At 71.4% G+C, this 12,407-nt stretch carries 10 protein-coding genes; 7 read left to right on the top strand and 3 right to left on the bottom strand.

What is annotated here, in order from left to right; all coding sequences use genetic code 11:
* Positions 1–180: 180 nt before the first annotated feature.
* Entirely contained in the window at positions 181–1,593 is a 1,413-nt protein-coding gene (locus tag ACFXBC_RS29585) for a sugar porter family MFS transporter (protein ID WP_385031138.1), read from the bottom strand.
* A gap of 207 nt (positions 1,594–1,800) precedes the next feature.
* Here ACFXBC_RS29585 and ACFXBC_RS29580 point away from each other — a divergent pair, with 207 nt between their 5' ends.
* The 5 genes from ACFXBC_RS29580 (at position 1,801) to ACFXBC_RS29560 (ending at position 5,949) form a co-directional block, all read left to right on the top strand.
* Positions 1,801–2,511: a GntR family transcriptional regulator gene (locus ACFXBC_RS29580; protein WP_385031135.1), complete on the top strand. Its 711-nt coding sequence runs from the start codon at positions 1,801–1,803 to the stop codon at positions 2,509–2,511.
* Complete coding sequence (locus ACFXBC_RS29575) at positions 2,508–3,536, top strand: ROK family protein (RefSeq protein ID WP_385031132.1); 1,029 nt, start codon at positions 2,508–2,510, stop codon at positions 3,534–3,536. Before ACFXBC_RS29580 ends, ACFXBC_RS29575 begins: the two co-directional genes overlap by 4 nt.
* A gap of 152 nt (positions 3,537–3,688) precedes the next feature.
* Positions 3,689–4,375, top strand: a complete 687-nt coding sequence (locus ACFXBC_RS29570) for an N-acetylmannosamine-6-phosphate 2-epimerase (protein ID WP_385031185.1) — start codon at positions 3,689–3,691, stop codon at positions 4,373–4,375.
* Between the two features lie 192 nt (positions 4,376–4,567).
* On the top strand, positions 4,568–5,374 hold the full coding sequence (locus tag ACFXBC_RS29565) for an SDR family oxidoreductase (RefSeq protein ID WP_385031129.1): 807 nt from the start codon (positions 4,568–4,570) through the stop codon (positions 5,372–5,374).
* A 146-nt stretch (positions 5,375–5,520) separates the two neighbouring features.
* Positions 5,521–5,949, top strand: a complete 429-nt coding sequence (locus ACFXBC_RS29560; protein WP_385031126.1) for an SRPBCC family protein — start codon at positions 5,521–5,523, stop codon at positions 5,947–5,949.
* A gap of 34 nt (positions 5,950–5,983) precedes the next feature.
* Here ACFXBC_RS29560 and ACFXBC_RS29555 read toward each other — a convergent pair whose 3' ends face one another.
* Together ACFXBC_RS29555 and ACFXBC_RS29550 are read right to left on the bottom strand one after the other, a co-directional pair.
* Positions 5,984–7,153 carry an anhydro-N-acetylmuramic acid kinase gene (locus ACFXBC_RS29555; protein WP_385031182.1) on the bottom strand — a complete coding sequence of 390 codons (1,170 nt, stop codon included), beginning with the start codon at positions 7,151–7,153 and terminating at the stop codon, positions 5,984–5,986.
* A gap of 189 nt (positions 7,154–7,342) precedes the next feature.
* Positions 7,343–8,926 (bottom strand): sodium:solute symporter, encoded by a 1,584-nt coding sequence (locus ACFXBC_RS29550; protein ID WP_385031123.1) that lies wholly within the window; start codon positions 8,924–8,926, stop codon positions 7,343–7,345.
* Between the two features lie 249 nt (positions 8,927–9,175).
* Here ACFXBC_RS29550 and ACFXBC_RS29545 point away from each other — a divergent pair, with 249 nt between their 5' ends.
* Positions 9,176–10,123, top strand: coding sequence for a MurR/RpiR family transcriptional regulator (locus ACFXBC_RS29545; RefSeq protein WP_385031120.1), 948 nt, complete (start codon positions 9,176–9,178; stop codon positions 10,121–10,123).
* A gap of 423 nt (positions 10,124–10,546) precedes the next feature.
* Positions 10,547–12,274 carry a glycosyl hydrolase family 18 protein gene (locus ACFXBC_RS29540; protein WP_385031117.1) on the top strand — a complete coding sequence of 576 codons (1,728 nt, stop codon included), beginning with the start codon at positions 10,547–10,549 and terminating at the stop codon, positions 12,272–12,274.
* Positions 12,275–12,407 lie beyond the last annotated feature (133 nt).

The following is a 12,407-nucleotide window of genomic DNA, read 5'->3' as shown; positions in this document are numbered from 1 at the left end:
GAACGGATCGCCCCCGCAACCCCCCCCCCCCCCCCCCCCCCCCCCCCCCCCCCAACCCCCCCCCCCCCCCCCCACCCCCCCCCCCCCCCCCCCCCCCCCCCACACCCAGCGACCACCCCCCCCCCCAGCCCGCTCGCGCGGCCCGGCCCCCCCCCCCGCGGCGCCCAAGCACACCCGGTGTCACTTCGGCAGAAGCTCCTGCTCGATCTGCTCCAGGCTCTTGCCCCGGGTCTCGGGGATGCAACGGACGGCGAAGAGGGTCAGCAGGGCACACACCGCCGCGTACAGGGTGAACGTGCCCGCGCCGCCGAACACGTCGAGCAGGGTGAGGAAGGTCAGCGAGACCAGGAAGTTCATCGTCCAGTTCGAGAACATCGTGGCGCTCATCGCCGTCCCGCGGATGCGCAGCGGGTAGAGCTCCGAGGGGATGATGAAGACCACCACATTGAGTGTCGTGGCGACGGCGGCGATGAAGAGGACGACGAACAGCACCGCGAGCCAGGCGGTCGACGAACCCGGGGCACCGGCCGCGAGGGTGGCGGCCAGGCCGGCCAGCGAGAGGGTCATCACCCCGGCTCCGCAGGCGAGCAGCTTCTTGCGGCCGAACCGGTCCACGGCGAACATGCCCACCGGCGTCATCAGCAGGTTGACCAGGCCGACGCCCACGGTCGCGAGGATGGACGAGGAGGAGCCGAGTCCGCTGCTCTCGAAGATCTTCGGGGCGTAGTAGATGACCGTGTTGACACCCGATGCCTGGCCGAGGATCTGGAGTCCCACACCGGCGATGATCGCCGGGCGCACCGAGCGGGCGGTCAGCGCCCGCCACCGCCCCTGACGCGGCATCCGGGCCTTCGTCTCGTCCGCGCCTGCCGTCGCCTCGGCCAGCTCCGCCTCGACCGCGTCCGGGTCGCCCGGCCCCCGCAGGCGGGTGAGGACGGCACGGGCGCGGTCGGTATGCCCGCGCAGCGCCAGCCAGCGCGGGGACTCCGGCATCGCCAGCATCCCTCCGCCGAAGAGCACGGCAGGCACAGCGGCGAGACCGAACATCCAGCGCCAGCTGTGCGTCACGTCCTCCAGCGAGTAGTTGGCGGCGTACGCCAGGACGATGCCCAGCGTGATCATCAGCTGGTTGAGGCCGACCAGCCGTCCCCGGTAGAGGGGCGGCGCGGCCTCGGCGATGAAGACCGGCACCAGATTCGATGCCACGCCGATGCCCAGGCCGAGCACCACGCGGGCCGCCGTGAGCATCGCCGCCGACGGGGCGAAGGCCGCCATGGCGGCGCCCAGCGTGAAGATGCCCGCGGCCGCGACCAGGACGGGGCGGCGGCCGTACCGGTCGGAGAGGCTGCCCGCGCCCGCCGCGCCGATCATGGCGCCGACCAGGATCGAGCTGACCACGACCCCGGAACCGAACGAGCTGAGGTGGAAGTCCGACTCGATCCTGAGCAGCGCTCCGGAGATGACCCCGGTGTCGTAGCCGAACAGCAGCCCGCCGAGCGCGGCGACCAGCGCGACGCCGATCACCGGCCGCAGACTGCCGCTGCTCCCTTGCCCGCTGCTCCCCTGCGTCACAGCGGTGTCGGGTGACGCCATGGCACTGTCCCTTCAAGACGCGGACTGCCGGAGTGGTGTGCCCTCCGTCCGGACTCTCGCACACGGCGGTCGTCCTGAGTGGGGGCGCGGCACTGCCGACTGCCCAAATTGGTTGGGACCAATCTTGCACCCAGCTTGGCCATGCGCAAGATCTGGCGTAATAATTGCTTAATTGGTTGGTACCTATCGGATGTGGGAGTGGTGCGCGTGGCCAGACAGGCCAAACACGAGGAGCTTCGGCTCGCTCTGCTGACCGATATCGCCGGGGCGTCGCCGCACACCCCACTGCCGACCGAGCGGGACATCTCCGCCCGCTACGGCGTCTCGCGCAACACCGTCCGGCAGGCCATGGACGCTCTGGAGAGCGCGGGCAACGTCTACCGGGTGCAGGGAGCCGGCACGTTCGTCTCGCCCGCCGTGGTCTCCAAGTCGCTGACCCTCACCTCTTTCTCCGAGGATATGCGCGACCGCGGCCTCGACCCCGGTACCCGGCTGCTGGCCGCCGAGACGGTACCGGCCGGGAGGCACATCGCCGAACGGCTCGGTGCCGCGCCCGACCTGGAGGTGGTCCGCATCTCCCGCCTCCGCCTCGCGGACGGCTCTCCCATGTGTCTGGAGACCGTCCACCTCCCGGCCCACCGGGTGCCCGGCCTCCTCGACGCGGACCTGACGGGATCGCTCTACGCACTGCTGAGCGAGCGCTATCAGCTCGACATCCGCTCGGCCCAGCAGATCGTGCGCGCCGCGGACCTGGGTGACACCGAGTCGGCACTCCTCGGCGTACCGCCGGGCAGCGCCGGGCTGCGGGTCCAGCGCGTCGGCCTCGACCACCGCGAGTCCCCGGTCGAGGCCACCACGACGATCTACCGTGCCGACCTCTACGACATCCGTTTCACCGTACGCAGGACACAGCCATGACCACTCCGCACCAGGCCCCCGCGGGCACCGCCGGCCCCTCCGGGGGACAGTCCTCCCCAGCGCGCTCCTTCGTCGGCGTCGACGTCGGCGGAACGAAGATCGCCGCCGGGCTCGTCGCGGCCGACGGCACCCTGCTGACCTCGCTCGTCCGGCCCACCCCCGCGGCCGACGGGCCGGCCGCTGTGCTCGACGCGATCGCCGCCGCGGTCCGTGACCTCCCCGGCCACGAACGCGCCGGGGGTCTCGGTATCGGCACCGGAGGTGTGATCGACCGCGACACCGGGGTGGTCCTCTCGGCCAACGACCTGCTTCCGGGCTGGGCGGGCACACATCTGAGCGAGGAACTGACCGCCCGGCTCGGCCTCCCGGTGGCCGCCGACAACGACGCCAATGTCTTCGCCCTGGCCGAACAGACCTTCGGCGCGGGCCGGGGCTGCCGGTCCGCGCTGTACGTCAGTGTGGGCACCGGCATCGGCGGCGGACTGGTCATCGGCGGCCGGCTGCTGCGCGGGAACCATTCGACAGCGGGCGAGTTCGGCCATATCGCCGTGCCCGAGGCGGCAGGTCTCCGCTGCAACTGCGGCCGTACCGGCCATCTCGAAGCCGTCGCCTCGGGCCCCGCCATGACGGCGCGCTTCCGCGAACTGACCGGGGACGACGACGGCCGGGGGCTGCGGCAGGTCGCCGCCCTCGCCGAAGCGGAGCCGGACCGCGCCGGCACCGCGGGCGCGACGGCCCGCACGGTCCTCGCCGAGGGCGCCGGAGCGCTGGGCCGTGCACTGGCCGGTCTGGTCAACGCGGTGGACCCCGAACGGGTCGTGATCGGGGGCGGCGTGGCCTCGGTCGGCGACGCGTACTGGCGACCGCTCACCGAGGCGTTCGCCTCGGAACTCCTGCCCGGACCCTCCGGCCTGCGCCCCGCCCCGGCTTCGCTGGGACCGCGGGCCGCGGTGGTCGGCGCGGCGAGCCTGCTCCTGGAGGACCGCGAGGGGGCCGCCTCCCATCCGCCCCCGGCCGCGTTCTGACGGGGCGTCAGGTGCCCTGCCGGTGCACCGCCACCACCCCGCTCACCCTGCGCCAACCACGCACCACGCACCAGCCGTACGACAGGACGAAGGAACGCCGTATGACCAAGCCCGCTCCCTCCGACGGGGAGGCCAGGCCCAGCCGGACCACGATGCCTGCCGACCGGGTACGCACCCTGCTCGACGGGCTGCGCGGACGACTGATCGTCTCCTGCCAGGCGCCCCCCGGTGACCCGCTGCGTTCCCCCGCACACATGGCAGCGGTGGCGGCGTCCGTCGCCGCCGGTGCCTCGGTCGCCGCGATCCGCGTCCAGGGCCTGGACGACATCCGCGCGGTCGACGCGGTCGTCGCCCTGCCCCTGATCGGCCTGTGGAAGGACGGCGCGGACGGCGTCTACATCACGCCGACCGCGGCGCACGCGCGAGCCGTCGCCGAGGCCGGAGCCGAGATCGTCGCGATCGACGCCACGGACCGCCCCCGGCCGGACGGCCGCCCCCTGCGCGACACCGTCGAGGCCGTGCACCGGCTCGGCCACCTGGTGATGGCCGATGTCTCCACGGCGCAGGAGGGCGTCGCGGCAGCCGCGCTCGGCGTGGACCTGATCTCCACGACCCTCTCCGGATACACCCCCTACAGTCCGCAGCAGCCCGGCCCCGACCTGGCTCTGGTCGCGGAACTCGCCGCCCGTGTGGACATTCCGGTCATCGCCGAGGGGCGTCTGCACACCCCGGAAGAGGCCCGTACGGCGATCGAGTCGGGCGCCTGGGCCGTCGTCGTGGGCGGGGCGATCACCGCCCCCGCCGCGATCGCGAACCGGTTCGTGGCCGCGTTGCCGTAGGGCCTGTCGTCAAAGCGCCGCTTGCCGCGCCAGTGCGCCGGGGGCCTGAGTCGTGCCGTTACGGGGACCACCTCGAAGGTGCCGCCGAGCGATAGTGCAATATGTGCAATGAGTGCCTGATCCCCTCGGATGAGATGAGGGGAGACGGGGCGCTGCCCCGGGGGGCCGCACAGACGCAGGAGGACTACTCACATGAGCACGATCGCCATCACCGGTTCCTCTTCCGGAATGGGCGCCGCACTCGCCGCCCGGTTCACCGGCCAGGGCCACCGCGTCATCGGCGTGGACCTGCGGAACGCCGATGTCGAGGCCGATCTGGGTACGGAGAGCGGCCGTGCCCAGGCTGTGGAGCAGATCACCGAACTGTCCGGCGGACGGCTCGACGGATTCCTGCCTTTCGCCGGCCTCTCCAGCGGCGCCGGGCGCCGGCCGAGCCTGCTGGTCTCGGTGAACTACTTCGGCGCCGTCCGGATGCTGGAGGGCCTGCGGCCGCTGCTCGCCGCCGCCGGTACGTCCGGCGCCGTACTGGCCTCGTCGAACTCGACCACCACACAGCCTGGCTGGCACCCCGAGCTGGCCCAGGCATGCCTGGCGGGCGACGAGCGGGAGGCCCGCCGCACCGCCGACGCGCAGAACGACGAGGGTGCGCTGCTGACCTACCCGGCGACCAAGGCCGCCCTCGCCCACTACGCCCGCACCAGGGCGGCGGACTACATCGCCGACGGCATCCGGCTGAACGCGGTCGCTCCGGGCTTCATCGACACCCCGATGACCAGGGCCGGACGTGAGGACCCGCAGATCGCCGCCCAGATGGACGACTTCCTCGCCTCCATCCCGGCCGGCCGCGCCGGGCGTCCGGAGGAAGTGGTCGAGCTGGTGGACTTCCTGCTCTCGGACCGTGCGTCGTACTGCGTCGGATCGCTGTTCTTCTGCGACGGGGGCCTGGACGGGAAACTGCGCGGCGCGGACTGGCCCGAGGTCTGGGCCCCCGGGAGCTGAGGCGAGGCGGGTGCGAGAGCGCCCCGCCGCGACCGGCTGACGCGTCCCCGGGCCGACCGGATACGTACCCCTGAGACGTACCCCTGACCGGATACGTACCCCCGCCCGGGACTTACCCCTTCCAGCAGCAATCGGAGAGGCACACCATGCATGAGCTCACCCGTTCCGTCGTCGTACCAGCCCCGCCCGCCCAGGTCTGGGCGCTGATCGGGGACTTCGCCGCGCTCGGCGACTGGGTTCCCGGCGTACCGGGCCCGCGCATCGAGGAGCGCGAGGACCCCAATGAGCCGGGAGCCGTCCGGGTGTTCACGGTGGACGGCAAGGACGTGGCCCATGAGCGCCTGCTCGTACACGATGCCGACCGGCGCTCGTATACCTACACGGTCCTCGACCTGCCCCTGCCGGTCACCGGCTATCAGGCGACACTGACGGCCCGGCAGCACCCCGACGGAAGCGAGGTCGTCTGGTCGGCGGTCTACGACGGCGCCGACGAGCTCGTACCCCAGGTCGAAGCGGGTATCGGCGACACCGTCTTCGCCTCAGGACTCACCGCGCTGAAGGCACGCTTCGCCTGAACGGGGTGCATGCCCGGTGCCCGGGGCCGGTGGTTCAGCGCGCGAGCCTCAGAAGCCGCGGCGGCTGTGCGGCCGGTACGGGCAGCCGGAGCGGTGAAAGACCGGGCGTGATGGTGCCGAGGAGCGAGGCGTGGCGGGCGCCGGTGCCCGAGGGGAGCGCGCCGGGCAGGCCGTTGAACGTGAGGAAGCCCAGGACCGCGAAAGCGAGTGCCTCCTTGGCGTCGGACGGCAGCCCCAGGGCGTCGCTGGGCCGCAGCGGCACGCCGGGCAGCTCCTGGTCGATCATGCCCATGAGCACCGGGTTGCGGGCCCCGCCGCCGGAGACGACGAGTTCGGTGACCCCGTGGGCGCGGCAGGCGTCCGCGACGGTGACGGCGGTCAGCCGGGTGAGGGTGGCCAGGACGTCGTCAGCAGCGGGGGTGGGTACGGCGTCGAGCGCCCGGAGCAGATAGGGCAGGTGGAAGTGCTCCTTGCCGGTGCTCTTGGGGGCCGGCCTGCGGTAGTAGGGGTCGTCCAGGAGGGCGCGGAGCAGTTCAGGGCTGGGCAGGCCGGCGGCGGCCCTGCGCCCGTTCTCGTCGAAGGCGGCGGTGCCGTCGGTGAAGTGGCGTACGGCCGCGTCCAGCAGGGCGTTGGCGGGTCCGGTGTCGAAGGCCAGGGGGTCGGCGCCGGGCGCGACGACGGTCACGTTGGCGATCCCGCCGAGGTTCAGTGCGGCAGGGGTGCCGGGCAGGGAGCGCAGGAGCAGGGTGTCGGTCAGGGCGACCAGCGGGGCGCCCTGACCGCCGGCGGCCACATCCCGGCTGCGCAGATCGGAGACGACGGGCAGCCCGGTGGCCTCGGCGATCCAGGCGGGCTGGCCGAGCTGGAGGGTGCCCCGGACCGTGCCTTCCTCGACCCAGTGGTGCATCGTCTGGCCGTGGGAGACCACGAGGTCGGCGGCGCCGCCGCACAGCTCGCGCAGGGCCCGTCGGGCGGCGTCGGCGAAGGCCTGGCCGATACCGGTGTCCAGGGCGCAGATGGCCTGCGTGGTGGTGGCGGCCGGTGGCAGGGTGGCCCCGATGAGCGCCCGCAGATCGTCCGCGTACGGTACGGAGAGGTGCCTCAGCGGCCGCAGGCGCAGGGTGTCGCCCTCCAGCGTGAGGTCGGCCGCCGCGGCCTCGATCGCGTCGAACGAGGTGCCCGACATCAGGCCGATCACCCGCAGGGTGCCTCCCGTCGCGTGGTCCGCCGCGGGGGGCGGGGTCGGCTGCGGCTGCTGCATGGATTCTCCCGGAGGCTGTTGAGGTGGAGGGGGTGCGGAGCTGTCACGAGGGCCCCGCGCCAGGTGGGGTGCGGGCCGCTCTGCTCCCGGCCGGTGGCTGTCACGGAGCGCCCGGGGCCCGGTCAGCGGCCGTCAGGAGGCGCTCTGTTCCTGTTCGGCGGCCGTCACGGCGTGATCGGGGCCGGCGTCCGGTTCACCGGCGCCCACCGCGGCGCCGGCGGGCTCGGGGGAGCGGTGGAACAGGCTCATCAGCCCTCCCACGGCGAGGGTGACCACCACACCGATCGGAACCAGCCACTGGGCGGCGACCGCGGTGGGCACGGTGGCACCTGCGACGGTGACATCGATCTTGACGTCGCGCACGATGTACGTCATCACGCCGATCGTCACCAGGAACGCCACGATGGAGTCGCTCTCGCGTGCCCGCCGGACGATCCGGCCGAGCAGGAACGCGCCGAGGAGCGCCCCGTAGGTGTAGCCCGCGATGGTGAGCCCGGTGAGGTAGACGTTGCCCGTACTGGTGCTGAAGGCGCAGGCGAACACCGCCATCAGCACCGCCCACACCAGGGTCATCACCCGGGCGAGCCTGAGCAGGAACTCCTCGGACGGTGTGCTGCGGAAGAAACTGTGGATGATGTCGGCGACCGTCGAGTTCGACATGGAGTTCAGAGCCGAGGACAGCGAGCCCATCGCGGCACCGAGGATGCCCGCCACGAGCAGACCCGAGACGACCACCGGCAGTCCGTGCAGGATGAAGTCCGGATAGAGGTTGTCGGAGCTGCTCAGCCCCAGTTCCTTGAAGCTCCTGCCCTGGTTGTACGACCACAGAAGCGCACCGACCAGAGAGAACGCGGCGAACTGGAGGGTGACGAAGACACCGGAGGCGATCATGGCCTTCTGGCCGTCGCGCAGCGTACGGGTGGCCAGGATGCGCTGCACGATCAGCTGGTCGGAACCATGGCTGGCCATCGCGAAGATCGCGCCGCCGACGATCGCGGTGGGCAGGGCGAACGAGCTGGTGAGGACATGGGCCAGGGAGAAGTCGGTGTCGAACAGCTGGAACCGGCCGGCGTGCAGGGCGTGGGCGAAACCGGCACCCCCGACATGGCTGGACAGCACCGCGACGACGAGCGCCGCGCCACCCAGGTACAGGCCCATCTGGATGGCGTCGGTCCAGATGACCGCCTTGATGCCGCCGAGGTAGGTGTAGACGACGGTGATCACCGTGAGCACGATGATGATGACGCGGTAACCCGCGTGCACGCCCACCTCGTCGAGCAGCAGCTTGATCGGGATGGCGGACGCGAACAGCCGGACGCCTTCGGCGAGGAGCCGGGTGAAGACGAAGGTCACCGACGCGAGCCCCTGCAGCTTCAGCCCGAACCTGCTCCCCAGGTACTGGTAGGCACTGACGAAGCCGCCGCGTTTGTACAGCGGGATCAGCACGGTGGCGACGATGACGCGGCCGATGACGTAGCCGAGCGCCAGCTCGACATTGCCGAAGCCCTGCCCGCTGTAGGCGCCGCCCGGCACGCTGATGACGGTGAGCACGCTGGTCTCGGTGGCCACCACGGAGAGCGAGACGGTCCACCAGGGCATATGGCCCTCGCCGACGAAGTAGTCCTTCGACGTCTTCTGCCGTCCGGCCAGCCGCAGTCCGATCACGGCGATCGCCACCAGATAGACGACGATGACCACGAGGTCGAGTTGGCGCACGCTCACTCCTAAGCAACGACCGTCGGTGCCACCGGCGCGGACCGCGGTCCAGTGAGTATCGGAAGGCCAGCCTCCGGATGTCAATAAGTAACTTCATGTAATTCCGGACGTAACTTTTTGACGCACAGTCGGGCGCGTGGTTACAGTCCGGTACGCGGTGACCGTGCGGTACGCGGTGACCGTGCGGTACGCGGTGACCGTGCGGTACGTGGTGACCGTGTCGCCCAGTCACTCGGAAGGGATCGGCCCATGGTCCGCCAGGAATCACCCCGCACCCCGGCCCACCCGGCACCGGACGCCGCGCCCGCCGGGTCCCTCGCGAGTATCCGGGCGGCGCTGCCGTCCCTGGCCCCTTCGGAACGTCGGGTGGCCGAGGCGGTCCTGGCCGATCCGGCGTACGCGTCGGAGCTTTCCATCAGCGCACTTGCCGCGCGGGCCGAGACCTCGGCGGCCACCGTGATGCGCTTCTCCCGGGCCATCGGGATCCCCAACTACCCGCAGCTGCGCCTCGCGCTGGCCGCCGCCGCGGCCCGTGAGCAGGCTCTCGGCGGCGAACGCCCCCCGCCCGGCACCGACATCAGCGCCACGGACACGCTGGGCGAGATCGTCGGCAAGATCATCTACAACGAGGTGCGCGCCCTGGAGGACTCCGGGGCAGGGCTCGATGTCGAGGTGCTGGGCCGCGCGGTCGACGCGGTGGCCGGCGCCCGGCGGGTCGACATCTTCGGCGTCGGGGCCAGCGCCTTCGTCGGCCAGGACCTGCACCAGAAACTGCACCGAATCGGCCATATGGCCTTCGTCTGGACCGACCGTCACGCCGCCCTCACCGCCACCGCGCTCCTGCGGCCGGGCGATGTCGCCGTGGCCATCTCCCACTCGGGGGAGACCGAGGACACCGTCGAACCCCTCCAGGCGGCGGCCGAACGCGGCGCCACCACCATCGCCCTCACCAATGTGCCGCGCTCGTCCCTCGCGCGGAGTGCGGACCTCGTCCTGACGACCTGCGCCCGGGAGACCCCCTTCCGCTCCGGTGCGACCGTCAGCCGCATCGCCCAACTCGCCGTCATCGACTGCCTGTTCGTCGGCGTCGCGCAGCGTTCGTTCGACGCCACGACCGCGGCCCTCCAGAAGACCTACGGAGCGGTCAGGCGCCGTACGCACCGGCCGCCGCAGCGGCGCGCCACGGCAGGCGACTGACCGCGGCGCGGCGGCGCCGGTCCGGGGGCGGGCCCGGCCCCGTCCGGCGGATCGCCCCGGAGCGGTGGGGGCGTTGAGACCGGTGGCGGGGGCGTCGAGACCGGCGGGTGGGGGCGTCGAGACCGGGCGGTGGGAGCGGCGCCGGATGTCTTCCGCAGCTCCGTGACATAAACCCCGGCGAGACGCCGGCGCTCCGCCATGGCCCCAAGTCGCCGATTTTGCCCGGGGTTTGGTCTAGTCCAGTTCCGCCAGTACCAGGGCCATGACAACGTCGCCCTGGGGCGAATTGGTCTAGTCCTTAATTGGTCCAGTCTATTGACGTGCCCTTCAGCCGCGGATATCTCCTTACCAACCGTGCCGCGCGAGCCGGTGAGCCACATCCGCCATCTGGAGGTCCCCGTGCAATCCAGGAAGAGAACGCTCATGGCCGCCGCCACGAGCGCGGCGCTGGCCATGGGGGTGCTCACCGCACTCGCAGCCGGTGTCAGCACCCAGGCGGACGCCGCCCCCGCCGCCAAACCCGCGGCCGCCGCCTCGAGCAGCGGGGGCGTCAAGATCGCGTACTACGACCAGTGGAGCGTGTACGGCAACGCCTTCTACCCCAAGAACCTCGACACCGAGGGGATTGCGGGCAAGCTGGACATCCTCAACTACTCGTTCGAGAACATCGACCCCAGCAGCCACACCTGTTTCGAGGCGACCAAGGCGTCCGACTCGACGAACGAGAGCGACCCCAACGCCGGTGACGGCGCGGGCGATGCCTTCGCCGACTACCAGAAGTCCTTCGGCGCCGACATCAGCGTGGACGGTGTCGCCGACAAGTGGGACCAGCCGATCGTCGGCAACTTCAACCAGCTCAAGAAGTTGAAGGCGAAATACCCGAAGCTGAAGATCGTCGCGTCGATCGGCGGCTGGACGTACTCCAAGTACTTCTCCGACGCGGCCGCGACCGACGCCAGCCGCAAGAAGCTCGTCAGCTCCTGCATCGACATGTTCATCAAGGGCAACCTGCCGGTGCAGGGCGGCTACGGCGGGGACGGCTCGGCGGCCGGGATCTTCGACGGCTTCGACATCGACTGGGAGTACCCCGGCTCGCCCAATGGCCATACCGGTAACCACTACAGCACCGCCGACAAGGCGAACTACACCAAGCTGATGGCGGAGTTCCGCACCGAGCTCGACGCCTACGGCGCCGCCAACGGCGGCAAGAAGATGCTGCTCACCGCGGCTCTCCCGGCCGGCCAGGACAAGATCGCGAACCTGGAGACCGACAAGCTCGGCCAGTACCTCGACTACGCCAACGTCATGACGTACGACATGCACGGCGCCTGGGACGCGACCGGCCCGACCAACCACCAGGACCCGACGTATGTGTCGCCGGACGACCCCTCGACGCCGGTCTCGCCCGGAACCGAGAAGTACTCCACCGACAACGCCATCAAGGCATGGACCACCGGTGATCCGGCCTACGGCATCCCGGGCGGATTCCCGGCGAGCAAGATCACTATGGGGTACCCGCTGTACTACCGGGGCTGGACCGGAGTCTCGGCAGGCAGCAACCACGGCCTGTACCAGCCGGCCTCCGGACCGGCCCCGGCGCGCGGTATCAGCCAGGTCGCGGGGACCGCGTACTACAAGGAACTGACGGGCATCGTCGCCAACCCGTCCACCACGTTCTACGACCCCGCCACCCAGTCCAACTACTTTTACAACGGTACGGAGTTCTGGACCGGCCTCGGCGACAAGAGCATCCAGGCCAAGGCCGACTACGCGCACTGCCACGGCCTGGGCGGCTCGATGATGTACTCGCTGCTCGACCTCGACCCCGCGGCCACCCTCTTCAACAAGATCGTGACCGCGACGAACGGGTCCGCGTCCGACTGCTCGGCGCCTCCGACATCGCCCCCGGCCACCCCGCCGACGACGCCTCCCACCACCCCGCCGGTCACCCCGCCCCCGACCACCCCGCCGGTCACCCCGCCTCCGTCCGGCTCCTGCACCTCACCGTCGTGGAGCGCATCCGAGGTCTACACCGGCGGGAAGCAGGTCTCCTGGAAGGGCCACAACTGGAAGGCCAAGTGGTGGACCACCAATGAGGAGCCGGGCACCACGGGCGACTGGGGGGCCTGGCAGGACCTGGGCGCCTGCTGATCGGACCTGCCGGTCATCCGGCGCCCCGGCGCCGGCCGAGCCCCCGGCACTGCTCGCCTCTCCCGTACCTCCCCTGACCCCCGCGATGCCCGGCCGGGGCCTCTCCCGCCCCCACGGTTCCGCCCCGCCGGGC

This window comes from Streptomyces sp. NPDC059398 (assembly GCF_042751845.1).
In the GTDB taxonomy this organism is placed as follows: domain Bacteria; phylum Actinomycetota; class Actinomycetes; order Streptomycetales; family Streptomycetaceae; genus Streptomyces.
This window is presented reverse-complemented; position numbering and strand designations above follow the sequence as displayed.